The sequence below is a fragment of the Janthinobacterium sp. LPB2021202312-11-4 genome (assembly GCF_037049705.1).
Taxonomy (GTDB): Bacteria; Pseudomonadota; Gammaproteobacteria; order Pseudomonadales; family Pseudomonadaceae; genus Aquipseudomonas.
This window is the reverse complement of the sequence record NZ_JBAGKV010000007.1, coordinates 128199-152523: the sequence shown is the minus strand read 5'-3', so window position 1 is coordinate 152523 and position 24325 is coordinate 128199. Positions and strand designations below refer to the sequence as shown.

General features: G+C 60.2%; 22 protein-coding genes. 14 read left to right on the top strand and 8 right to left on the bottom strand.

Features of this window, described 5'->3' with window-relative positions; all coding sequences use genetic code 11:
* Window positions 1-68: 68 nt before the first annotated feature.
* Window positions 69-719, bottom strand: coding sequence for a GNAT family N-acetyltransferase (locus V5E99_RS10250; protein ID WP_499802360.1), 651 nt, complete (start codon window positions 717-719; stop codon window positions 69-71).
* A gap of 296 nt (window positions 720-1015) precedes the next feature.
* Here V5E99_RS10250 and xthA point away from each other — a divergent pair, with 296 nt between their 5' ends.
* Window positions 1016-1828 carry an exodeoxyribonuclease III gene (xthA, locus tag V5E99_RS10245; RefSeq protein ID WP_499802359.1) on the top strand — a complete coding sequence of 271 codons (813 nt, stop codon included), beginning with the start codon at window positions 1016-1018 and terminating at the stop codon, window positions 1826-1828.
* A 162-nt stretch (window positions 1829-1990) separates the two neighbouring features.
* On the top strand, window positions 1991-3331 hold the full coding sequence (locus tag V5E99_RS10240; RefSeq protein WP_499802358.1) for a substrate-binding domain-containing protein: 1341 nt from the start codon (window positions 1991-1993) through the stop codon (window positions 3329-3331).
* Between the two features lie 111 nt (window positions 3332-3442).
* Here V5E99_RS10240 and V5E99_RS10235 read toward each other — a convergent pair whose 3' ends face one another.
* Window positions 3443-4672, bottom strand: coding sequence for an acyl-CoA dehydrogenase (locus V5E99_RS10235; protein ID WP_201204657.1), 1230 nt, complete (start codon window positions 4670-4672; stop codon window positions 3443-3445).
* Between the two features lie 152 nt (window positions 4673-4824).
* Between V5E99_RS10235 and V5E99_RS10230 the strand changes: the two genes are divergently transcribed.
* The 3 genes from V5E99_RS10230 (at window position 4825) to V5E99_RS10220 (ending at window position 7361) form a co-directional block, all read left to right on the top strand.
* Entirely contained in the window at window positions 4825-5760 is a 936-nt protein-coding gene (locus V5E99_RS10230; protein WP_499802357.1) for a LysR family transcriptional regulator, read from the top strand.
* Window positions 5761-5909: 149 nt separating this feature from the next.
* Window positions 5910-6311 carry a MerR family transcriptional regulator gene (locus tag V5E99_RS10225; RefSeq protein WP_123410046.1) on the top strand — a complete coding sequence of 134 codons (402 nt, stop codon included), beginning with the start codon at window positions 5910-5912 and terminating at the stop codon, window positions 6309-6311.
* Between the two features lie 150 nt (window positions 6312-6461).
* Window positions 6462-7361 (top strand): hydroxymethylglutaryl-CoA lyase, encoded by a 900-nt coding sequence (locus tag V5E99_RS10220; RefSeq protein WP_499802356.1) that lies wholly within the window; start codon window positions 6462-6464, stop codon window positions 7359-7361.
* 678 nt (window positions 7362-8039) lie between these two features.
* On the opposite strand, the gene V5E99_RS10215 is transcribed toward V5E99_RS10220, so the two are convergent.
* On the bottom strand, window positions 8040-9734 hold the full coding sequence (locus V5E99_RS10215; protein ID WP_499802355.1) for an AMP-binding protein: 1695 nt from the start codon (window positions 9732-9734) through the stop codon (window positions 8040-8042).
* Between the two features lie 237 nt (window positions 9735-9971).
* Between V5E99_RS10215 and V5E99_RS10210 the strand changes: the two genes are divergently transcribed.
* The 4 genes from V5E99_RS10210 (at window position 9972) to V5E99_RS10195 (ending at window position 15636) form a co-directional block, all read left to right on the top strand.
* The gene (locus V5E99_RS10210) at window positions 9972-11135 is read left to right on the top strand and encodes an isovaleryl-CoA dehydrogenase (RefSeq protein ID WP_499802354.1); all 1164 of its coding nucleotides are present in this window, start codon (window positions 9972-9974) and stop codon (window positions 11133-11135) included.
* 12 nt (window positions 11136-11147) lie between these two features.
* Window positions 11148-12755: a carboxyl transferase domain-containing protein gene (locus V5E99_RS10205; protein ID WP_499802353.1), complete on the top strand. Its 1608-nt coding sequence runs from the start codon at window positions 11148-11150 to the stop codon at window positions 12753-12755.
* Between the two features lie 119 nt (window positions 12756-12874).
* Complete coding sequence (locus tag V5E99_RS10200) at window positions 12875-13687, top strand: gamma-carboxygeranoyl-CoA hydratase (RefSeq protein ID WP_499802352.1); 813 nt, start codon at window positions 12875-12877, stop codon at window positions 13685-13687.
* Window positions 13687-15636: an acetyl/propionyl/methylcrotonyl-CoA carboxylase subunit alpha gene (locus tag V5E99_RS10195; protein WP_499802351.1), complete on the top strand. Its 1950-nt coding sequence runs from the start codon at window positions 13687-13689 to the stop codon at window positions 15634-15636. Before V5E99_RS10200 ends, V5E99_RS10195 begins: the two co-directional genes overlap by 1 nt.
* Before the next feature lie 39 nt (window positions 15637-15675).
* Here the strand turns inward: V5E99_RS10195 and V5E99_RS10190 are convergent, their stop codons facing one another.
* Window positions 15676-16326, bottom strand: a complete 651-nt coding sequence (locus V5E99_RS10190) for a LexA family protein (protein ID WP_499802350.1) — start codon at window positions 16324-16326, stop codon at window positions 15676-15678.
* A 129-nt stretch (window positions 16327-16455) separates the two neighbouring features.
* Between V5E99_RS10190 and V5E99_RS10185 the strand changes: the two genes are divergently transcribed.
* Together V5E99_RS10185 and V5E99_RS10180 are read left to right on the top strand one after the other, a co-directional pair.
* Entirely contained in the window at window positions 16456-16797 is a 342-nt protein-coding gene (locus tag V5E99_RS10185; protein WP_499802349.1) for a DUF6124 family protein, read from the top strand.
* Window positions 16798-17279: 482 nt separating this feature from the next.
* Window positions 17280-18431 carry a M14 family metallopeptidase gene (locus V5E99_RS10180; protein WP_499802348.1) on the top strand — a complete coding sequence of 384 codons (1152 nt, stop codon included), beginning with the start codon at window positions 17280-17282 and terminating at the stop codon, window positions 18429-18431.
* Window positions 18432-18497: 66 nt separating this feature from the next.
* Here the strand turns inward: V5E99_RS10180 and V5E99_RS10175 are convergent, their stop codons facing one another.
* A complete protein-coding gene (locus V5E99_RS10175) occupies window positions 18498-18944 on the bottom strand; it encodes a winged helix-turn-helix transcriptional regulator (RefSeq protein WP_499802347.1) in 447 nt (148 codons plus the stop codon).
* Window positions 18945-19039: 95 nt separating this feature from the next.
* Between V5E99_RS10175 and V5E99_RS10170 the strand changes: the two genes are divergently transcribed.
* Complete coding sequence (locus V5E99_RS10170) at window positions 19040-20266, top strand: MFS transporter (RefSeq protein ID WP_499802346.1); 1227 nt, start codon at window positions 19040-19042, stop codon at window positions 20264-20266.
* Window positions 20267-20329: 63 nt separating this feature from the next.
* Here V5E99_RS10170 and V5E99_RS10165 read toward each other — a convergent pair whose 3' ends face one another.
* On the bottom strand, window positions 20330-20875 hold the full coding sequence (locus V5E99_RS10165) for a cytochrome b (protein WP_499802345.1): 546 nt from the start codon (window positions 20873-20875) through the stop codon (window positions 20330-20332).
* Window positions 20872-21957, bottom strand: coding sequence for a catalase family peroxidase (locus V5E99_RS10160; protein WP_499802344.1), 1086 nt, complete (start codon window positions 21955-21957; stop codon window positions 20872-20874). Before V5E99_RS10160 ends, V5E99_RS10165 begins: the two co-directional genes overlap by 4 nt.
* A 157-nt stretch (window positions 21958-22114) precedes the next feature.
* Between V5E99_RS10160 and V5E99_RS10155 the strand changes: the two genes are divergently transcribed.
* Complete coding sequence (locus tag V5E99_RS10155) at window positions 22115-22621, top strand: RNA polymerase sigma factor (protein ID WP_499802343.1); 507 nt, start codon at window positions 22115-22117, stop codon at window positions 22619-22621.
* On the top strand, window positions 22618-23370 hold the full coding sequence (locus V5E99_RS10150; RefSeq protein ID WP_499802342.1) for an anti-sigma factor family protein: 753 nt from the start codon (window positions 22618-22620) through the stop codon (window positions 23368-23370). Before V5E99_RS10155 ends, V5E99_RS10150 begins: the two co-directional genes overlap by 4 nt.
* Window positions 23371-23452: 82 nt before the next feature.
* On the opposite strand, the gene V5E99_RS10145 is transcribed toward V5E99_RS10150, so the two are convergent.
* Window positions 23453-24289, bottom strand: coding sequence for an IclR family transcriptional regulator (locus V5E99_RS10145; RefSeq protein WP_499802341.1), 837 nt, complete (start codon window positions 24287-24289; stop codon window positions 23453-23455).
* Window positions 24290-24325: the final 36 nt, after the last annotated feature.

The window sequence follows — 24325 nt, the reverse complement described above, 5'->3', positions numbered from 1 at the left end:
CATAGGCGCGGATGCTATCACGAGCGTGGGAGCGTGATAGAGCCTGGGGTGCCGGGAAAGTTCTACCTTTATGCCGTTGCTGTTTGTAACACCTGGGGATTGGCGTGAAAAAACACGTGCTCGCGGATTGGTCCTACGGCCACTTCGCCGATTTCCTCATAGCCCTGACGCTTATAGAAGTCGAGATAGCGAGGATTCCCGGTGTCGAGGATCACCCCTTCCGAGTGTTCATCCACCGCGCACCAGTTATGCACCGCTTGCAACAGTTGCTCGCCAAAGTGTTTGCCCTGGAATTGCGGGTGAATCCCCAACAACGGCAGCACATGCACGGCATCGGACGGTACGCAGGCCGCGACGGCGTCGTGGTATTCGAGGTAGCGACGGGTGCAGCGGAACCCGGTGCTGAGCACCATGCGCAGGCGCCAGGCCCAACTTTCGGTGATGCCCAACCGGCGCTGCGGCGGCGCGATCAGGGCAATGCCGATCAAGCGGTCGTTGACCAGCAGGCCAATGGCCGGCAAGTCCTGGAGAAAATGCTGTTTGACCAGTTCGCGCACCGTCGCCCGTACCCGCTGTTCGTAGCCCGGGCGCTCGGCTTCGAATAGATAGCCGAACGTCGGCTCGTGGCGATAAGCCTGGTACAGCAGGGAGCGCGCTTCGCGGGAGTAGCCGCTGTCGAGCATGTGGACATCGGCGATGGCGGTCGAGGTTTCAGGCATAACGGTATTTCTCCCCGGGGCACCGTTCAAATGACGGCACTCTTCTGGTTACGAGCCTATAGCGCTGGCACAGTTCCCTGCTGATCCGAATCAGTGTCGATGCTTAAGCCGTCTTCGCGAGCAAGCCCGCTCCCACACAGGTATAGACCAGACTCGCCTCCTGTGGGAGCGGGCTTGCTCGCGAAGGCGCCAGTTCTACCACCACATTCCTACGGGCAAGCACAAATCCCCTCACCCCACGCTGGCCCCATTCCTACATGTCAGCTAGCATCGCCCTTTTGCCAGGACTGCCGACCATGAAGATCGTCTCCTTCAACATCAACGGGCTGCGCGCTCGCCCCCATCAGTTGGCGGCGCTGATCGAGAAACATCAACCGGACGTCATTGGCCTGCAAGAAACCAAGGTCCACGACGATCAGTTCCCGTTGGCCGAGGTTCAGGCCCTCGGTTATCACGTGTATTTCCACGGCCAGAAAGGTCATTACGGCGTTGCCCTGCTCTCGCGCCAGGAGCCGATTGCCCTGCACAAAGGCTTCGCCACCGATGAAGAAGATGCCCAGCGGCGCTTCATCTGGGGCACTTTCGCCGATGAGAATGGCGAACCGGTGACGATCATGAACGGCTATTTCCCACAGGGCGAAAGCCGCGACCACCCGACCAAGTTTCCGGCCAAGCAGCGTTTCTACAACGATTTGCAGCACCTGCTGGAAAGCCAGTTCAGCAACGACCAGCCGCTGGTGGTGATGGGCGACGTGAACATTTCCCCGGAAGACTGCGACATCGGCATCGGCCCGGACAACATGAAGCGCTGGCTGAAAACCGGCAAGTGCAGCTTCCTGCCGGAAGAACGCGAGTGGATGGCCCGTCTGAAAAACTGGGGCCTGGTGGACAGCTTCCGGCACCTGAACCCGGACGTGGCCGACCGTTTCAGTTGGTTCGACTACCGCAGCCGCGGGTTTGAAGATGAACCCAAACGTGGGCTGCGGATTGACGTGATCATGGCGTCCCATGGCTTGATGCCACGGGTGAAGGACGCCGGCGTCGATTACGATCTGCGCGCCATGGAAAAGCCCTCCGATCATGCGCCGATCTGGCTTGAATTGAGCTGATATTGCTTTAAAGCAAAGATCGCAGCCTTCGGCAGCGCCTACATTGGGTTGGCGTACACCCTGTAGGAGCTGCGGAAGGCTGCGATCTTTTGCTCTGTCATCCGACTGAAATCTTACTGACTTATTCTCCCGGCACTTTCTACGTCCTTATAAGGTGCCGGCATGACCCTGCGCGTTTTGTTCCTGTTGATGCTCTGCGCAGGCTTGCCCTTCACGGTGTCGGCTGGCGATTTACCGACGCCCGAACATGGCCCGGCGCTGCGCATCCAGGGTTCCAATACCATTGGCGCGGCATTGGGCCCGGCGCTGGCCGAAGGCTTGATGCGCGAACAAGGCCTGCTCAAGGTCCACAGCGAAACCCCGGACAAGGCCAACGAACAACGGGTGGTAGGGCAAACGGCCCAAGGTCGCCGCGTGGTGATCGAAGTCGCCGCCCACGGTTCCAGCACCGGTTTCGCCGCACTGAAAAACGCATCCGCCGACCTGGCCGCCTCTTCGCGACCGATCAAGGACAGTGAAGTCACGGAGCTCAAATCTTTGGGCGACCTGAAAAGCCCCGCTGCCGAACAAGTCATTGCCATCGATGGCCTGGCAATCATCCTCCACCCGCAAAATCCGCTGAACCAACTCAACACCGAGCAACTGGCGCGCATTTTCAGTGGCGAGGCCAGTACGTGGGAAGAACTCGGTGGCAGTGGCGGGACGATTCACTTGTATGCGCGGGATGATCAGTCAGGCACCTATGACACGTTCAAGGAAGTAGTCCTTAGCCGTCGCGGGAAAACCCTGAGCAGCGCGGCAAAACGCTTCGAGTCCAGCGAACAACTGTCGGACGCAGTCAGCCAGGACCCGCAAGGCATCGGCTTCATCGGCCTGCCCTACGTGCGCCAGGCCAAAGCCGTGGCCATCGTCGACGGCCAGTCCCAGGCAATGTTGCCGCTCAATAGCTTGATTGCCACCGAGGACTATCCGTTGTCCCGGCGGCTGTTCTTTTACCTGCCGCCCAATGGGAAAAACCCCTGGGCCGAGGCGCTGGTGGCGTTCGCGCAAAGCAGCAAGGGCCAGGCGATTGTCGCGGCCAACGGGTTTATCGCCCAGACAGTGCAAGCGATGAGTGTCACGCCCAATGCGCTGATGCCCGAGGGTTATCAGGCGCTCAGTCGGCATGCCCAGCGCTTGACGGTGAATTTTCGTTTCGAAGAAGGCAGCGCGACGCTGGATAACAAAGCTCGGCAGGATTTGTCGCGGGTGCTCGACTATATAAAGCAGCACGACAAGACCAACCATGAGGTGACGCTGGTGGGGTTTGGCGATGCCAAGAGTGATCCGGCGCGGGCCGATCTGCTGTCGAAGCTGCGGGCGATGGCGGTGCGGCGGGAACTGGTGAAAAGCGGTGTGGTGTTTCGCGAAATTCGCGGCTTTGGCGCCGAAATGCCGGTGGCGGCCAATAGCGCGGATGAGGGGCGGATCAAGAATCGGCGGGTTGAGGTTTGGGTGTATTGAACTAGATGTGTCGGGATTGACTGACGCCTTCGCGAGCAAGCCCGCTCCCACACTTGGAATGCATTCCAAATGTGGGAGCGGGCTTGCTCGCGAATGGCAGGCGACGCGGTCTTAATGACTGCTACGCATCATCTCTTTCGGCACGTACTTGCCGATCTCGAATTTGCCAATCGCCGCCCGGTGCACTTCGTCCGGCCCGTCGGCCAGACGCAATGTGCGCTGCATGGCGTACATGTAGGCCAACGGGAAGTCATTGGACACCCCGGCCCCGCCATGAATCTGGATCGCCCGATCGATCACCCTTAGGGCAACGTTCGGTGCAACCACTTTGATCTGGGCGATTTCGCTCTTGGCGATCTTGTTGCCCACGGTGTCCATCATGTATGCGGCTTTCAACGTCAACAGCCGAGCCATGTCGATTTCCATCCGCGAGTCGGCGATCTTGTCGATATTGCCACCCAGTCGCGCCAACGGTTTACCGAACGCGGTACGGCTCACCGCACGTTTGCACATCAATTCCAGCGCACGCTCGGCCATGCCGATCGAACGCATGCAGTGGTGAATCCGGCCCGGGCCAAGGCGACCCTGAGCGATTTCGAAGCCGCGTCCTTCGCCCAACAGGACGTTTTCGTACGGCACCCGGACATTTTCAAACAGCACTTCGGCATGCCCGTGGGGCGCATCGTCGTAGCCGAACACTGGCAGTGGACGAACAATCTTCACGCCGGGCGCATCCACCGGCACCAAAATCATCGAGTGCTGGGCATGGCGCGGCGCATCGGGGTTGCTCAGGCCCATGAAGATCAGGATCTTGCAGCGCGGATCGCAGGCGCCGGAGGTCCACCATTTCTTGCCGTTGATCACCCACTCGTCGCCATCACGCACGGCGCGGGCGGCCATGTTGGTGGCGTCGGACGAAGCCACGTCCGGTTCGGTCATGGCGAACGCCGAACGGATCTCGCCGCGTAACAGCGGTTCGAGGTAACGCTGCTTCTGTTCTTCGTTGGCGTAACGCACCAGCACTTCCATGTTGCCGGTGTCCGGCGCCGAACAGTTGAACGGCTCAGGCCCGAGCAGCGAGCGGCCCATGATTTCGGCCAGAGGCGCGTACTCAAGGTTGGTCAGGCCGGCGCCAAGTTCGGACTCAGGTAGAAACAAATTCCACAACCCTTCGGCCTTGGCCTTGAGTTTGAGTTCTTCCATGATCGCCGTCGGCTGCCAGCGATCGCCTTCAGCGACCTGACGCTCGAACACGGCTTCAGCGGGATAAACGTAGGTGTCCATGAACGCAGTCACGCGCTCACGCAGTTCCTGAACCTTGGGCGAATAAGCGAAATCCATGGGCAGCTACCTTCTTTCGGGAGGTTGTTTAGGGCATGCAATCGATGCTAGAACAGCGTTGATAATTTACCTAGCCTATTCTCGGCGTGTATTAACATTCATCACCGATATATGATCGGGTGATTGAGAACCAACAATAAGAGTGCAGCGCAATGAATCTGAGCAAGGTCGACCTCAACCTTTTCATCGTCTTCGACGCGATCTACACCGAAGCCAACCTGACTCGCGCCGGGCAGATTGTCGGCATTACCCAGCCTGCGGTGTCGAACGCCCTGGCCCGTTTGCGCGAAACCTTCAACGACCCGTTGTTCGTGCGCACCGCCCAAGGCATGGTGCCAACGCCGATGGCCCAGAACATCATCGGCCCGGTGCGCAACGCCCTCTCGCTGCTGCGGGTGTCGGTGCAGGAAAGCCGCATTTTCAACCCGCTGCAAGCGGTCAAGACCTACCGCATCAGCATGACCGACCTCACCGAAGCCGTGATCCTGCCGCCGCTGTTCCAGCGCCTGCGCCGCCTCGCACCGACGGTGATCATCGAGAGTTTTCTGTCCAAGCGCCGCGAGACCACCAAGGAACTGGCGGCCGGTCGCCTCGACTTCGCGGTGGATGCACCGCTCAACACCGACCCGCAAGTGCGCCACGTCAAGTTGATGGAAGACCGCTACGTGTGCGCCATGCGCAAGGGCCATCCGCTGGCGGGCAAAGAGAAATTCACCCTCGACGATTACCTGTCGCTGACCCACATCCACATTTCCAGTCGTCGCAGCGGTTTGGGGCACGTGGACCTGGCGCTGGGGAAAATGGGGATTCAGCGCAAGATCGCCCTGCGCTCCCAGCATTACCTGATGGCGTCGCAAGTGTTGCAGCAGACCGACATGGTCATGACCGTGCCGGAGCGTTTCGCCCGTCGTCATGAATTGCACGCGTTTAATCTGCCGGTCAACGATGTGCCGCCGGTGGAAACCCACCTGTATTGGCACGAAAGCACCGACCAGGACCCGGCCAACCGCTGGATGCGCGAGCAGATGATCGAGTTGTGTCAGCAGGTGACGGCGCATGAGAAGAAGCTCGATAAGCAGCCAAGTTAAACAAAGATCAAAAGATCGCAGCCTTCGGCAGCGCCTCAGGGCAATTGTGTTCTGTCTGTAGGAGCTGCCGAAGGCTGCGATCTTTTCTCCCTTGACGTAAACGTCAACCTGACATTAGCTTAGCGCCATGACCTTCTTCGAGCGCGCCCATGAGCAGCCAGACCTATAGCATTTCCGACCTCGCCCGCGAGCTCGACATCACCACCCGCGCCATCCGTTTTTATGAAGAGCAAGGCCTGCTCAGCCCTGAACGCCGTGGTCAGGAGCGCATCTATTCGCCCCGGGACAAGGTCAGCCTGAAGCTGATCCTGCGGGGCAAGCGCATCGGTTTTTCCCTGGCTGAATGCCGCGAACTGATCGAACTCTACGACCCCACCGGCGGCAATCAGAAGCAACTGCAAACCATGCTGACCAAAATTGCTGAGCGCCGTGAACAGCTTGAACAGCAGATGCTCGACATCGAGCAGATGAAGCTGGAACTCGACACTGCACAGGAACGCTGCACCCAAGCGCTGGAACAGACGATCAAAAGCCAGCAGCCCGTTCAATAAGACTTACGCGATCCCCTGTAGGAGCGAAGCTTGCTCGCGAAAGCGTCAGATCAATCGGCATCAATGCTGAATGACACACCGCGATCGCGAGCAAGCTTTGCTCCTACAGGGTTCTGCGAACTTTCTGACAATTACAACAGGTCCTAAGCCATGTCCCTCCCCTCTCACGTACGCCTGATCGAAGTCGGCCCCCGCGACGGTCTGCAAAACGAAGCCCAACCCATCAGCGTCGCGGACAAGGTGCGACTGGTCGATGCCTTGAGCGCCGCCGGCCTGGGCTATATCGAAGTCGGCAGTTTCGTGTCGCCCAAGTGGGTGCCGCAAATGGCCGGTTCCGCCGAGGTGTTCGCGCAGATCCAGCGCAAGCCCGGCGTGACCTACGGCGCATTGGCGCCGAACCTGCGCGGGTTCGAGGACGCCATCGCCGCCGGGGTCAAGGAAGTCGCGGTGTTTGCCGCCGCCTCCGAAGCGTTCTCCCAGCGCAACATCAATTGCTCGATCAGTGAAAGCCTGGCGCGGTTCGTGCCGATCATGGATGCGGCCAAGCAGCATGGCGTCAGCGTGCGCGGTTACGTCTCGTGTGTGCTGGGCTGCCCTTATGAAGGTCATGTCGCGCCGGAGCAAGTCGCCCTGGTCGCGCGCGAGCTCTACGCCATGGGCTGCTACGAAGTCTCCCTGGGTGACACCATCGGCACTGGCACCGCCGGCGCGACCCGGCGGATGTTTGAAGTAGTGTCGGCCGATGTGCCACGGGACAAACTGGCCGGGCACTTCCACGACACCTATGGCCAGGCCATGGCCAATGTCTATGCGAGCCTGCTCGAAGGCATTGCAGTGTTCGACAGCTCTATCGCCGGCCTCGGCGGCTGCCCGTATGCCAAGGGCGCCAGCGGTAACGTTGCCACCGAAGACGTGGTGTACCTGCTCAATGGCCTGGGAATCGAGACCGGCATCGACCTGGACGCCTTGATTCTCGCGGGTCAGCAAATTTGCACCGTGCTGGGGCGCCCGACCGGTTCCCGCGTGGCGAAGGCTCGCAGCGCCCGGTAACGGCTCGGATGTGTCCGGGTGTTACCGCTGTGTCTGGCGTGCGGGTACAAAACGAGTAACACGGAAACAAATTGTCTGGCGCGAGCCGACTGAAAAATCCTACAAAATTTTAAGCTTTTGATTTAAAAGGATTTTTTAAAGTTGGCACGGCTTCTGCTATCTCTATGGCATAACAAGAATAAAAAGCAGCAAACCTAATAAAAATAAGACGTAACGACTCTGACATAACAAAAACAACACGGCAGAGACGCAGCTAACAGATTTTTTTGGAGAAGGTGTGCTTTTCAGGGTGCTTTTCGGAGTAACCCGCAACCGGGCAGAGAACAATAAAACTACCTTCAGGTAGCTCCCGAACTGGTTGGATCGCTCGGCGAAAAAGCAGATCAGCGCTCAAAAAAATACGTTTGCTCTTGACCCCGGATGGGGGTCGACTAAAACAGCGGTAAAGGGCCACGGTTGCCAAAAACAACAATAGACCGCCCCTCAATAATAAAAAAAGAGCACGCGCAACGACAAATTAAAGGGGAGCTTCGGCTCCCCTTTGTGCTTTCTGTGATTTGGATTTCAACTCAACATCGCCGTCTGACCCAACACAAATCCCCCGTAGAAGCTGGCGCAGCCTGCGATCTTTTGCTCTTCAAAAGAGCAAGATCAAAAGATCGCAGCCTTGGGCAGCTCCTACGGTATCGCTTTGAGTTCCTCGATACTGATCTCGCGCATCCGGAACTTCTGGATCTTGCCCGTCACCGTCATCGGAAACTCTTCTACAAACTTGAAGTAACGCGGCGTCTTGAAGTGCGCGATGCGCGACTTGCACCAGGTTTTCAATTCTTCTTCGGTTGCACTGTGGCCGGGGTGGAATTTGATCCAGGCGACGATCTCTTCACCGTAACGCGAGCAGGGAATGCCGATCACTTGCACATCCGCCACCGCCGGATGGGTAAAGAAAAACTCCTCCAGCTCCCGTGGGTAAACGTTTTCACCGCCACGGATGATCATGTCCTTGTTACGCCCGGCGATGCACACATAACCCTCATCGTTCATGCTCGCCAGGTCGCCGGTGTGCATCCAGCCGGCCTGATCGATGGCTTCGCTGGTGCCTTGCGGGTTGTTCCAGTAGCCGAGCATCACGCTGTAACCTCGGGTGCACAGTTCGCCGATGGTGCCGCGCGGCACCAGGTTGCCGGCCTCGTCGATGATCTTGCTTTCCAGTTGCGGCTGGGTGCGGCCGACGGTGGTGACGCGCAATTCCAGTTCGTCTGACGGACCGGTCTGCAGCGACACCGGGCTGGTTTCCGTCATGCCGTAGGCAATTTGCACTTCGCTCATGTGCATCTCGTTGATGACCCGACGCATCACCTCAATCGGGCAGGTCGCCCCGGCCATGATCCCGGTGCGCAGGCTCGACAGATCGAATTCGCCACGTTGCGGCTGATCGAGCATGGCGATGAACATGGTCGGCACACCGTAGAGCGCGGTGGCTTTTTCTTCCGCGACGGTGGTCAGGGTCAGCAGCGGGTCGAAGGCATCGTTGGGGTAAATCATCGTGCTGCCATGGGTGATGCAACCGAGGTTGCCCATGACCATGCCGAAGCAGTGATAAAGCGGCACGGGAATCACCAGCCGATCACGGGCGCTCAGGCCCAGGCTTTCACCGACCATGTAGCCGTTGTTGAGAATGTTGTAGTGACTGAGGGTCGCGCCCTTGGGGAAACCGGTGGTGCCGGAGGTGTACTGAATGTTCACCGGCTGATCGAAATGCAGGCTGTGTTGGCGTTCGTTCAACTGCTCGACCGAGACGCTGGCCGCCAGATCCGCCAGTTGCGACCACGGCAGGAAACCCGAGGGCGGCTGCGCATCCAGGCTGATAACGCCACGCAAATCCGGTAAGCGTTCACTCTGCAACTGACCGATGGATTGCTCGGCCAGCTCCGGCACCAGGCCTTGCAGCATTGCGTGATAGTCGGAGGTCTTGAAGGCCCCGGCGCAGACCAGCCACTGGCAGCCGGACTGTTTCAATACGTATTCGAGTTCGGAACTGCGATACGCCGGGTTGATGTTGACCAGGATCACGCCGATTTTTGCGCTGGCGAACTGACTGATGCACCACTGCGCGCAATTCGGCGCCCAGATGCCGAGGCGGTCGCCGGTTTGCGAGCCCAGCGCCAGCAGTGCCCGGGCATGCAGGTCCACGGTGTCGGCCAATTGCTGCCAGGTGTAACGCAACTGTTGATGACGCACGACCAGCGCTTCGCCGTCCGGGTATTGCTTGACGGTGTGATCGAACTTCTCGCCGATGGTCATCGCCAGCAAGGCTTTGTCCTGGGAACCGCGGGTATAGCTGCGCTGCGGGTTTGCACTGGGTTGATCCATGACGACCCCTATTGTCTTTATTGTAGGAGCACGGCTTGCCGGCGATAGGAGCACTGCGGTGTCGCTGTAGGACCGCGTTATCGTTCTTCGCCAGCAAGCTTTGCTCCTACAGAGTCGCTCAAGTTGACGTTAACGTAAAGGGTGATTGACAGCCATTCGTCACAGGCTTACGTTAACGTAAAGGTGAGAGCTGAATCACGGCCCTCCCTACCCTACAAAAAAGCCAAAAGGTGCCCCATGAGCTATCCATCCCTGAACTTTGCCCTCGGTGAAACCATCGACATGCTGCGCGATCAGGTTCAGTCCTTCGTCGCCAAAGAGATCGCCCCGCGCGCGGCTCAGATCGACATCGACAACCTGTTCCCCGCTGACCTGTGGCGCAAATTCGGCGACATGGGCCTGCTTGGCGTCACCGTGCCGGAAGAGTACGGCGGTGCCGGCCTGGGTTACCTGGCCCACGTGGTGATCATGGAAGAAATCAGCCGTGGCTCGGCCTCGGTGGCGTTGTCCTACGGCGCGCATTCCAACCTCTGCGTCAACCAGATCAACCGCAACGGCAATCACGAACAGAAAACCAAATACCTGCCCAAACTGATCAGCGGCGAGCACATCGGCGCCTTGGCCATGAGCGAGCCGAACGCCGGTTCCGACGTGGTGTCGATGAAACTGCGCGCCGACAAGCACGGTGACAAGTACGTGCTCAACGGCAGCAAAACCTGGATCACCAACGGCCCCGACGCCAACACCTACGTGATCTACGCCAAGACTGACCTGGAAAAAGGCCCCCACGGCATCACCGCATTCATCGTTGAGCGCGACTCGAAAGGCTTCAGCCGCAGCAACAAGTTCGACAAGCTCGGCATGCGCGGCTCCAACACCTGCGAGCTGTTCTTCGATGACGTCGAAGTGCCGGAAGAAAACATCCTCGGCGTGCTCAATGGCGGCGTGAAAGTGCTGATGAGCGGCCTCGACTACGAGCGCGTCGTGCTGTCGGGCGGCCCGACCGGGATCATGCAGTCGTGCATGGACCTGATCGTGCCGTACATCCACGATCGCAAACAGTTCGGCCAAAGCATCGGCGAATTCCAGCTGATCCAGGGCAAAGTCGCCGACATGTACACCCAGCTCAACGCCAGCCGCGCTTACCTCTACGCGGTCGCCCAGGCTTGCGAGCGTGGGGAAACCACGCGCAAGGATGCGGCGGGCGTGATCCTCTACAGCGCCGAGCGCGCCACACAAATGGCCCTCGACGCGATCCAGATTCTCGGCGGCAACGGCTACATCAATGAATTCCCGGCGGGTCGTCTGCTGCGTGACGCCAAGCTGTATGAAATCGGCGCCGGCACCAGTGAGATTCGTCGCATGCTGATCGGTCGCGAACTGTTCAACGAAACCCGCTAAACGGAGCTGTCCATGGCTATCCTGCATACCCAGCTCAACCCCCGTTCGGCGGAGTTCGCCGCCAACAGCGCGGCGATGCTCAAACAGGTCGACGCCCTGCACACCCTGCTCGCCCAGGTGCAGCAAGGTGGCGGCCCGAAGGCGCAAGAACGCCACACGTCCCGGGGCAAATTACTGCCCCGTGAGCGGATCAATCGCCTGCTCGACCCAGGCTCGCCGTTTCTGGAAATCAGCCAACTGGCGGCGTACGCGGTGTACGGCGAAGACGTCCCGGCGGCCGGTGTGATTGCCGGAATCGGCCGGGTCGAAGGCGTCGAGTGCATGATCGTCGCCAACGACGCCACGGTGAAGGGTGGCTCGTACTACCCGCTGACCGTGAAAAAACACCTGCGCGCCCAAACCATCGCCCAACAGAACCGCTTGCCGTGCATTTATCTGGTGGACTCCGGCGGCGCCAACCTGCCGCGCCAGGACGAAGTGTTCCCGGACCGTGAGCACTTCGGGCGGATCTTCTTCAACCAGGCCAACATGAGCGCCATGGGCATTCCGCAGATTGCCGTGGTGATGGGCTCGTGCACCGCTGGCGGCGCTTACGTGCCGGCGATGGCCGACGAAGCGATCATGGTGCGCAATCAGGCAACGATTTTCCTCGCCGGCCCGCCGCTGGTGAAAGCCGCCACCGGTGAAGTGGTCAGTGCCGAAGACCTCGGCGGGGCCGATGTGCACTGCAAGATTTCCGGGGTCGCCGACCATTACGCCGAGAGCGATGAACACGCCCTCGCCCTCGCCCGACGCAGCGTGGCCAACCTCAACTGGCGCAAGCTCGGCGAGTTGCAACAACGTGCGCCGATTGCGCCGCTGTACAGCAGCGATGAGTTGTATGGCGTGGTTTCAGCCGACGCCAAGCAGCCGTTCGATGTGCGCGAAGTCATCTCGCGTTTGGTAGACGGGTCAGTGTTCGACGAATTCAAGGCGTTATTCGGGACTACATTGGTGTGCGGCTTTTCCTACCTGCACGGTTACCCGATCGCGATCCTCGCCAACAACGGCATTCTGTTCGCCGAAGCCGCGCAAAAAGGCGCGCACTTTATCGAACTGGCCTGCCAGCGCGGTATTCCGCTGCTGTTCCTGCAAAACATCACTGGCTTCATGGTCGGCCAGAAATACGAGGCCGGCGGCATCGCCAAGCACGGCGCCAAACTGGTGACCGCCGTGGCTTGCGCCAAGGTGCCGAAATTTACCGTGATCATCGGCGGCAGCTTCGGTGCCGGTAACTACGGCATGTGCGGGCGGGCTTACGATCCGCGCTTCCTGTGGATGTGGCCGAATGCACGCATCGGCGTGATGGGCGCCGAGCAAGCGGCTGGCGTGTTGGTCCAGGTCAAGCGCGAGCAAGCCGAGCGCAGTGGCCAGGTTTTCAGCGCCGAGCAGGAAGCCGAGATCAAACAGCCGATCCTCGATCAATACGAAGAGCAGGGTCACCCCTACTATTCCAGCGCACGGTTGTGGGACGACGGCGTCATCGACCCGGCCCAGACCCGCGATGTATTGGCCCTGGCCCTGTCCGCGTCGCTGAACGCACCAATCGAACCGAGCCGCTTCGGCGTGTTCCGGATGTGATCTGTAGGAGCAAGGCTTGCCCGCGAAGGCGTCGGTACATCCAATATAGATGTGACTGAAAAATTGCTTTCGCGGGCAAGCCTCGCTCCTACAAGTAAGAGTTGTGGAGACGGACAAATATGAGCGACTTCAACACCCTCGAACTGCTGACCGACCCCCGGGGCTTCGCCACCCTGTGGCTCAGCCGTGAAGAAAAGAACAACGCCTTCAACGCCGAGATGATCCGCGAACTGATCCTCGCCCTGGACAAAGTCTCGGGCGACACCCGCCTGCGGTTTCTGCTGGTGCGTGGACGCGGCAAGCATTTCAGCGCCGGTGCCGACCTGGCCTGGATGCAGCAATCCGCCGAACTCGATTACCACACCAACCTCGACGACGCCCGGGAACTGGCGGAGCTGATGTACAACCTCGCCAAGCTCAAAATCCCGACCCTGGCCGTGGTGCAAGGCGCCGCGTATGGCGGTGCCTTGGGCCTGATCAGTTGCTGCGACATGGCCATTGGCGCCGATGACGCACAGTTCTGCCTGTCAGAAGTGCGCATCGGCCTGGCGCCAGCGGTGATCAGCCCGTTCGTGGTGCAAGCCATCGGTGAACGCGCGGCGCGGCGTTATGCCCTGACCGCCGAACGTTTCGGCGGGCAACGGGCGCGGGAAATCGGCTTGTTGTCCGAGAGTTATCCGGTCGCTGAGCTGGAGCAAAAGGTCGAACAGTGGATCGACAATTTGTTGCTCAACAGCCCGGCGGCCATGCGCGTCAGCAAGGACTTGCTGCGCGAAGTCGGCAATGGCGCGCTGACCCCGGCCCTGCGCCGCTACACCGAAAATGCCATCGCGCGCATTCGCGTCAGCCCTGAAGGTCAGGAAGGCCTGCGCGCCTTTCTGCAAAAACGTCCGCCGACCTGGCAAGCCGAAACCACCAAGGAGCCGCGTTGATGAGCGCACCTGTTCTCACCACCCTGCTGGTGGCCAACCGTGGCGAAATTGCTTGCCGCGTGATGCGCACAGCCAAGGCCCTGGGCCTGACCACCGTCGCCGTGCACAGCGCCACCGACCGTGACGCCCGGCACAGCCGCGAAGCGGATATTCGCGTCGATCTGGGTGGCAGCAAAGCCGCCGACAGTTACCTGCAAATCGACAAACTGATCGCCGCCGCCCAAGCCAGCGGCGCCCAGGCGATTCATCCCGGTTATGGTTTTTTATCCGAGAACGCCGGGTTCGCCCGCGCCATCGAAGCGGCCGGCCTGATCTTCCTCGGCCCGCCCGCCTCGGCCATCGACGCCATGGGCAGCAAATCGGCGGCCAAAGCCTTGATGGAAACTGCCGGCGTGCCGCTGGTGCCGGGCTATCACGGCGAGGCCCAGGACCTGGACACCTTCCGCGATGCCTGTGAACGCATCGGCTATCCGGTGTTGCTCAAGGCTACGGCCGGTGGCGGCGGTAAAGGCATGAAAGTGGTCGAGGACGTCAGCCAACTGGCCGAAGCCCTGGCCTCCGCCCAGCGTGAGGCAAAATCCTCGTTCGGCGATTCGCGGATGCTGGTGGAGAAGTACCTGCTCAAACCCCGTCACGTGGAAATCCAGGTATTCGCCGATCAACACGGCAACTGTTTGTACCTGAATGAACGGGATTGCTCGATCCAGCGCCGGCACCAGAAAGTCGTCGAAGAAGCGCCGGCACCGGGCCTGAGCGGGGAGTTGCGTCGGGCCATGGGTGAAGCGGCGGTGCGTTCGGCGCAAGCCATCGGTTACGTCGGCGCCGGCACCGTGGAGTTTCTGCTGGATTCGCGCGGCGAGTTCTTCTTTATGGAGATGAACACGCGCCTGCAAGTTGAACACCCGGTCACCGAAGCCATCACCGGCCTGGACCTGGTGGCCTGGCAGATTCGCGTGGCGCGGGGTGAAGCGTTGCCGATGACCCAGGCTGAAGTGCCGCTAATTGGCCATGCGATTGAAGTCCGTTTGTATGCCGAAGATCCGGGCAATGATTTCCTGCCGGCCACCGGGCGGCTGGCGTTGTATCGAGAGTCGGCCGAAGGTCCGGGACGGCGCGTGGACAGCGGCGTCGAGGAAGGCGATGAGATCTCGCCGTTCTACGACCCGATGCTCGGCAAGCTGATTGCCTGGGGCGAGGACCGTGAGCAGGCACGCCTGCGGTTGTTGAGCATGCTCGATGAGTTCGCCATTGGCGGGCTCAAGACCAACATCAACTTCCTGCGCCGCATTGTTGGCCATCCCGCGTTTGCGGCGGCGGAACTCGATACCGGTTTCATCCCGCGTTATCAGGAGCAACTGCTGCCAGCGCCTGCGGAGCTCAGCGATGAGTTCTGGCACACGGCGGCGCAGGCGTTTGCCCAGGGGCAAGCGGCGGTGTTGCGGGCCGATGATCCGAGTTCGCCGTGGGCGATCAACAGTGGTTTGCGCCTCGGATTGCCGACAGAAATCACCTTGCATCTGAGTTGCGAAGGTCAGGATCGTGCGTTGACGTTGGGTGACGTGAGCAGCGCGCAGCTCAAGGGCGAACAGTTGCTGACCGAACACAACGGCGTGCGCCGCCAGCATCGGGCGATCCGTCGTGGCGACGTGCTGTATCTGCAATGGGAAGGTGAACTGCGTCGCGTCGAAACCTACGACCCGATTGCTGCCGTCGAATCCAGTCACAGCCATCAGGGCGGCCTGACGGCGCCGATGAATGGCAGCATCGTGCGGGTGTTGGTGGAGGCCGGGCAAACGGTCGAAGCCGGGGCGCAATTGGTGGTGCTGGAAGCGATGAAAATGGAGCACAGCATTCGTGCGCCCCATGCGGGGGTGATCAAAGCGCTGTATTGCCAGGAAGGCGAGATGGTCAGTGAAGGCAGCGCTTTGGTGGAGTTGGAAGAAGCGTGAAATGAAGATCGGTCCTACGCAGTGCGGGGACCGATCTGATTAGAATTTGGCCGTTGCCTGAACCACTACGCCGATAATTCGGCACTCGTCGGTGAAAAGGGCTTTCGGATACGTCGGATTGAGCGGGACCAGGTAACGCTGCCCGCCCTCTTCGATCAGCTTGCGAAACGTCGCTTCCGAACTGTCCGGCCACTGGGCGATCACCAGTTTTCCGGGCTCCGGCACGATGGCCGGGTCCACCAGGATCATCATGCCCTCGGCGATGCCGATGCCAGTCGGCGCGGTCATCGCGTCACCCACCACACTCAACCAGAAGGCCGGGCCCTGGGCGTGGTAGTCGGTCAACTCGAAGCGATCCTCCTTGCGGTACACCGTCAGCTCACCATCACGGATCTGCGCCGGCTCTCGCCAATCGCTGACCGGGTAGCGGAAGTACGGGTTGTACTTGTGCGCCAGGGGCATCTCGTCGTCTTCCGAGACAAGGGGTTCGCGGATCACCAGCGCCACTTCGAGAAAGTCCATGCCCAACGCCTTCAACACACGGTTCATGTTGACGACGCCAGGGTCGCGGCGTTTGTTCAGCCAGTGGCCGACGCCGCCCTGGGACATCCCGAGGCGATCTGCGAGTTCGTCTTGAGTGATTTTGAGTTCACTCATTTTGGCCTTGACCAATTCAATCCATTTATCCATGTGCGGCACGATACGTGTGGGCCTCCAGCCCTCAAAACACAAATTGTAGTATTTAAATTCTCGTCACAAATACAGTACGTACTAGGATGAGTTCACGGATCTGAATCTATCACGGAGTACACCCGCGCCATGACCAACCCCAGCCACGACTTGCCCGACATGCAATTCGACACCACGTTCACCTCGCCCAAAGGCAACGCCGCCGCGCAACGCGCACTGGATTATTACTTGAAACCGGCTGTTTCAGAGGTGGAGGTCGAATCGCGATTTTTCGACGTCAACCGTAACGTCAGCAGTGAAGAGGCGCTGGTTCATGCGTCCGATCTGCTGCGCTGTGCAGCGGCCACGGCCCAGGAGTCCGCCAACAACCAGCAAGGCACAAGTCGCGCATTGGCGTTTTCGGTGGTGCACATGATCGATATGGCGCAGGCGATGGTCGACCGATCCCTGGATGGCGATCAGAACGACTGAGGCAAAGGTATTTTCGAGGAGGACAGGAAAGAATTTTCCAATCGTGCAGATAAAATCATTTGACTTGCAAACGAGAATGATTATTATTGCATGCAGCTGGTCGCGAGATCAGTCGATGGACCAGAGGACCTTAGGTCGGTCTCCTGGACTATCTCCTCATCAGGCTAATCACGGTTTTTGACCCGGCTTTTTGCCGGGTCTTTTTTTGCCAGTTATTCTGGCTTTGGCTTCAGGCTAATGAAGACTGTACGTGCTGCAAATTCAATGGCGCGTATGATATCAAAAGAATATCTGTTGGCAAGAGAAGCCCGGCCGCATTGGGGCAAACTAATGATAAATAGCACTTGAGAATCAATCGCACAGCCTCTAAGCTGCTTCGGCGTCAAGGAGGACGCCCCCCCGCTTCGCCCCGCAATTTTCCGCCGATTCATTCCCACCTTGCGTGTAAAGTAGCAGCCATAAATCATAATCAGGAATCGACTATGACCGTGGCTAAATCCTCTTTCGACATCAGTGCCAACTTCGACAGCGGCAACATTGAAGTCCTGGACATCAGCAATCCGCTGCAAGCCCTGTTGGCGATCAAGCCAGACACCCGCAGCCAGCATTTCCAGTGGTTCCACTTCAAGGCCAGCGGTCTGCATGTCGGTCAAGAGCATTGGTTTCGCCTGAACAACGCCAGCAAATCCTCGTATAACAAGGCCTGGGACGGTTATCAGGCAGTGGCGTCCTACGACCACGTCAACTGGTTCCGGGTGCCGACGATCTTTGAAGGCGATTGCCTGCGCTTCAGCCTCGAGGCCACGGCCACCCACGCCTGGTTTGCCTACTTCGAACCGTACAGCCGTGGGCGTCATGACTGGCTGATCGAGCAGGCACTGACCAAGGCAGGTACCGAGTTGCTGACCACCGGCAAAAGCGCTGAAGGCCGAGACATTCAGTTACTGCGTAAAGGCACGGGCGCCGAGGGCCAGCGCAAGGTCTGGATCATCGCGCAACAGCACCCGGGCGAACACATGGCCGAGTGGTTCATGGAAGGCGTGATTGAACGTCTGGAAAACCATGACGACCCTGTACTGAAAAAACTACTGGCCGGCGCCGACCTGTACCTGGTGCCGAACATGAACCCGGACGGCGCTTTCCACGGCCACTTGCGCACCAACGCCATGGGCCAGGACCTCAACCGTGCCTGGCAGAGCGCCAGCCAGGAGATGAGCCCGGAAGTGCTGTTTGTGCAGCAGCAGATGGAACAGTACGGCGTCGATCTGTTCATCGACGTCCACGGTGATGAAGAAATCCCCTACGTGTTCACCGCCGGTTGCGAAGGCAACCCCGGCTACACCCCGCGGATCGAGCAGCTCGAAACCCATTTCCGCGATCACCTGAAGCACCTGACCAAGGACTTCCAGACCAAACACGGCTACACCCGCGACCTGCCTGGCAAAGCCAACATGACCCTGGCCTGCAACAGCGTCGGCAAGAAGTTCGACTGCCTGTCGCTGACCCTGGAGATGCCGTTCAAGGACAATAACGATGCGCCGAATGCGTTGACGGGCTGGTCGGGCAAACGCTCCAAGCAGTTGGGTAAAGACCTGCTGACCACCGTTGCGGAGATGGTGGGTACTTTGCGTTGATTGCTCCTTAAGATCAAAAGATCGCAGCCTTCGGCAACTCCTGCGAAGGCGCGATCTGTTGATCGTTTATTCAGCGGCCACCCGCACACAATCCTCCGGCCCCAACAACCGCCCATCCTCGGCGCGCAATTCCAACGTTCGCACTGGCCGCCCGTGCTCACGATCAACCACCCGTGAATGCGCCTCCCCCGGTTCAAAGAAAAACGCCTCGCCCCACTGCCGCAACCCGATGATCAACGGGAACAGGCCTTTGCCCTTCTCCGTCAGCACGTATTCCTGATACGCGCTGCCATCCGATGCCGGCACCAGATCGAAAATCCCGTGGGCCACCAACGTGCGCAATCGCGTCGACAGAATGTTCTTGGCCATGCCCAAATTGCGCTGAAACTCGCCGAACCGGCGAAGCCCATCGAACGCATCGCGCACGATCAGCAATGACCACCCATCGCCAATGGCATCCAGTGACCGGGCGACCGGGCATTCGGCGCTTTCCATGCTTGTGCGTTTAACCATGACTGCGCCCACCGACTGCAAATGTGGTTGCAATATAAAACCAGCCTCCTTACCGTACAACTGGTTTTATTTTGAAACCATATTAGGAGCCCGGCATGAAACCCGACCATTCATTGAGCAGCGGCGTGATCTTGCTGTTCGCTGTCGCCTGCGGCCTGGCCGTCGGCAATGTGTATTACGCCCAACCGCTGCTGGACGCCATGGCCGAGGCGTTTGCCATGAACCCGACGACCATCGGCATCGTCGTCACCCTGACCCAGATCGGTTACGGCGTCGGGCTGTTGTTGCTGGTGCCACTGGGGGATTTGCTCAATCGGCGGCGCTTGATCGTCACGCAAACGCTGCTGTCGGCGCTGGCATTGCTGATAATCGCGTTCGCGCAAAACAGTGCCTGGTTGCTGATCGGCATGGCGTTGACCGGGTTGTTGGCGGTGGTGACGCAGGTGCTGGTGGCGTACGCGGCGACCTTGGCGATACCGGCTCAGCGCGGGCGCGTGGTCGGCGTGGTCACCAGTGGCATTGTCGTCGGCATTCTGTTGGCGCGTACCGTGGCCGGCGGGATGGCGGACCTGTCGGGCTGGCGCTCGATCTATCTGTTGTCGGCGGGTTTGACCCTGTTGATGGCGGCGCTGTTGTTTCGTGTGCTGCCCAAACAAGAAACCGCGCAACCGCCCCACACTTACATAGCGCTGATCAGTTCGGTCTTCATCTTGTTCAAGGAAGAACCGGTGCTGCGCCAACGGGCGATCCTCGCGTTCCTGACCTTCGCCAGCGCCATGGTGCTGTGGACGCCAATGGTGCTGCCCCTCGCCGCCCCGCCACTGTCGTTGTCCCACACGCAAATCGGATTATTCGGACTGGCCGGTGCGGCCGGTGCATTGGCGGCGGCCCGCGCCGGACATCTGGCTGATCGTGGTCTGGGGCAATGGACCAGTGGGGCGTCGCTGTTACTGATGCTGGCGTCGTGGCTGCCCATCGCCTTCACCCAATCGTCGCTGTGTGCGCTGTTGCTGGGGGTCATTACGCTGGATTTGGGGTTGCAAGCGGTGCACGTCACCAGCCAGAGCATGATCTACAGCGTCCGGCCGCAAGCGCAAAGCCGATTGACCGCTGGCTACATGCTGTTTTATTCGATGGGCAGTGCGCTGGGGTCGATTGCCTCCACGGCGATGTATGCGTGGGGCGGGTGGATGGGCGTGTGCCTGCTGGGTGCAGGGATCAACGCGGTGGCGTTACTTTATTGGTGGCGAACCTTGGCGACCAAAACACCGCAATCTTGTGGGAGCGGGCTTGCTCGCGAAAGCGCTCTGTCAGAGACATAACTACCGACTGACACTCCGACTTCGCGAGCAAGCCCGCTCTCACAGGGGCTCAGCAACTGAAACTCAGCCGCGATCCTTGCCCCGCAACATGCTGTCCAGCACGTCATCACGACGCACCCAGCCATGAAACAACGCCGCCGCCAGATGCAGCAGCACCGTCAGGAACAACAGATACGCCAGATACCCGTGAGCCTTGCGCAGAAACGCAAACATCTGCGCATTTGCCGGCACGATCGACGGCAATTGTAACGAACTGCTGAGCATCACCGGGTCACCCGCCGCCGAAATCATCGCCCAGCCCAGCAGCGGCAAAATCAGCATCAGCGCATACAGCAAGAAATGGGACGCCTTGGCCGCCAGCACCTGCCAACCCGGCAGGTCCGCCGGCAGCGGTGGTTGCTGGGTGGAAAACCGCACGGCCAAACGCACGATCACCAGCAGCAGAATCGCAATGCCCAACGGTTTGTGCAGGTGGATCAGCCATTCATGCCGTTCGGACACCGAGGCCACCATGCCCGCGCCGATAAACAGCATCGCGATGATCATCAGGGCCATCAGCCAGTGCAGCAGGCGCGCCAGCGGGGCGAAATGCTTGGGTTGGGCGCTCATTGTTGAGCCTCCTGTTTGGCGGCGGGCAACTGGCTGACTTCGCTGGTGCGACGCAGGTAGGAACTGGCATAACCGGCGGAGCGTGCGGCGAGCAGCGGGTCGTCGGACCCTTCGATCCCGGCCGGCAAAACCAGCGGGTCGTAATTGATGTCACGACACTCGCCGTTGAGTTGTGGCTGGGTCGCTTCGAGCACCAAAGTCCCGGCGTTGATCACTTTGCGGCCATCCGGCCACGTCTTGCTGGCGTCATTCACCGGATCACCGGGGTTGGCCAGGGTGATGTTCAACTGCCAGCGCAGTGGCCCCGAGGCGATACGCTGCACCAAATCCTTCTCAAGAAAATCACTTCCTTCAGGCGCCGTGGCACCCGCCGCATCCTTGACCACCGGGACCATGCTCCAGCGCACCGCTTGCTTCTGCCCGGCCGCATTCACCAGGTAAAACGCGTTGATGCTGTTGTAGGTTTCCGTCACGTAACTGGCCGACGGTTTGGCGGTTTTGATCCAGGCCAGGAAAGGCCCCGCTTCCGGATGTGAACCAAAGAACGCCGGGACCGCCGCCGGGTTGGGTTTGCCCGTGGCCGGGTCCGGCGACTGCGCCTGTTGCAGTTGATAGAACGCTTCGGGCGTGCCCACCGGGAACACTGGCATGCTGTTCATCCCGGTGCGCCACTGCTGACCGTTGGCCTGGGTGAAGCGCAACGCCAGACTGCGAATCGGCACGGCCGTATCCGGCGCGTAAGGATTGCCGGCCGGCAAGGCGAAACGTCCGACCACCGGAGTCTGTGGCTCATTGAACACCTGGGCGCTGGAATAGCTGCGCGCCTCGCCGCTGCTCTCGAAATGCCCGATCACGCACACGCCTTTGGAATGGTTACGCCGAAACCCCGGGTGCACGCCGTTGTTGGTTTCCAAAACGTTGATCAGCTTTTTCGGCGTCAGACGCTGTGGGTCAAAGGTGCCGTTGACGTAGGCAAAAGCCCCGGCCACTGCCGCAACAATGACGGCGATGCCGGCCAGGCGCAGTGTCAGGCTGGCGGCACTCAGCGGCGGCCGGCTGGGCGGTGATGAGCGATCTACCATGAAAGACTCCAGGGCCATCGGCCACAAGTAAGAAGAACCAAGCAGACGCACCCCGCGCAGCTTTATTCCATCGCGCCGTATTTATTTTTTCGGGCGTGGAATAACCTCAGGTGCCGGGCGTCTTCCTAGTCCCAGCGTAGTGACTAGCCAGAAACTCATGAACGATATCGACGAACAACTGAGTGAAATCATTCCCAGATTGCGCCGGTTTGCCGTGTCACTCACGCGCAACCCCAGCAGTGCCGACGACCTCGTGCAAGCCAGTCTGGAGCGAGCGCTGTCGAGCTGGAACGACAAACGCCCCGACGGCGACCTGCGCGCCTGGCTGTTTTCGATTCTGTATCGGCAGTTTCTCGACGCTCACCGGCGCTCCCGGCGTTATGCGCGGATGCTCGAGTTTTTCACCGGCCGCGACGATGCCCAACCCTCGGCCGAGCGCACGGTGATTGCCCAAACCACCCTGCAAGCCTTCGACCAGCTCAACACCGAACAGCGCGCCCTGCTGCTGTGGGTGTCGGTGGAAGGCCTGACCTATAAAGAGGTCGCCGAGATTCTTGGCGTCCCGACTGGCACCGTGATGTCCCGCCTGTCCCGCGCCCGCCAGGCTTTGCGCGAACTCAGCGACGGCGAAATCAGCCGCCCTTCTCTGCGGAGACTCAAATGATCAGCATGCCCCCAAGCGAACGTGACCTGCACGCCTACGTCGACCACCAGCTAAACGACGCCGACCGACGTCTGGTGGAGACTTTTCTGGCCAGCAACGCGGAAATTTCCGAGCAAGTGCGCGCCTGGCAGCAGGACGCTCAACAACTGCGCGCGGCGTTGAGCGGTGCGTTGCAGCAACCGGCCAACCCGGAACTCGATCCGGCGCTGATTCGCCAACGCCTCAAACGCCAATCCCGGCGACATCTGGCCAGCGCGGCGGTGTTGCTGATGGCGGTCAGTGTCGGTGGAATCAGTGGCTGGCAGGCGCGGGAGATGACGCTGGTCAGCACTCAACTGCCAATGACCGACGCCCTGCAGGCGTACCGTTTGATTGCGCAGCAAGGCATCTTGCCGGCGGACTACAAGGTCAGCGATGACGGCGACATGCAGCACTGGCTGGACCGGTATTTCACCCAGGCCAATCGCTTGCCGGACCTGGCGGGCGCAGGTTTCAAACCGGTCAGCGGGCGCCTGCTCAGCACCGAGCAAGGGCCGGCGGCGATGGTCGTTTACGAAGACTCGACCGGGCACAAGATCAGTTTCTATGTCCGCCCGCCGGGCCCGAAAAACTACCTGTTGCCCCGAGGCAGTCGCAGTGACGGCGAGTTACAGGCCGAGTATTGGTCGGGGGCCGGGTACAACTATGCGATGGTCAGCCCGAGCGATACGCCGGCGGCGCGGATGCTCAAGCAAACCGTGCAGTTTTAGAAGATCAAAAGATCGCAGCCGGCGGCAACTCCTACAGGGGATCGCGTGCTTCTGTAGGAGCTGCCGCAGGCTGCGATCTTTTTCAACCCTGCCCAAACACCTGCGAAGGCCGGCGCAACAACGGATCAAACGGGTTAATCCGCGGCCCGATCAATGCCGCTTCGCGCTTGAGCATCTCCACCACCGTCGGCAGGCGATCCGGCCCCAGCCGATCGCTGATCGTGGCCACACTCAACGCCGCCACCGCCCGCCCGTCACGATCCAGAATCGGCACCGCCACCCCGGCCATGCCCTGCAACACCCCGGTGTTACGCCCGGCATACCCCAGCGCTCGCACGTTCTCGACTTCCGAGCGCAGGAATACCTCGTCATACAGGTGAAAATCCTTGAGTCGCGGCAGGTTGTAGTGAATCACCGTGTCCCGCTCTTCCTCCGGCAGAAACGCCAGGATCGCCAGGCTGCCCTGCCCCACCCCCAACGCCACCCGGCCGCCGATATCGCCGGTAAAGGTGCGAATCGGAAACGGCCCTTCGCTGCGATCCAGGCAGATCGCATCAAACCCGCTGCGCGCCAGTAAAAACAACGAATCCCCCAGCGACGCCGACAACCGCAACAACGCCGGGCGCGCCAGTTCACGCAGGTTGCCGGTGTTGCCGGCGCGGGCCGCCAGGGCAAAGAAGTCCAGGCTCAAGCGATAGCGTTTACTGCGCGCGTCCTGCTCGACCATGCCCTCGTCCATCAGGCTGCGCAGCAACCGATGGGTCGTCGGTTGCGACAAACCGATGCGCTGGGCCAGTTGCGTCACCCGCTCGCCGCCCTCGACCGTATCACCGAGGCTGCGCAGCACCGCAAAGAGCCGGGAGACCGCACCGACGCCGACTTCATTTTTATTTTCATTCCGTTCAATGGAATCAGACATGGTTTTTCTCGATTAAAAATTCACTCACCGAATGAA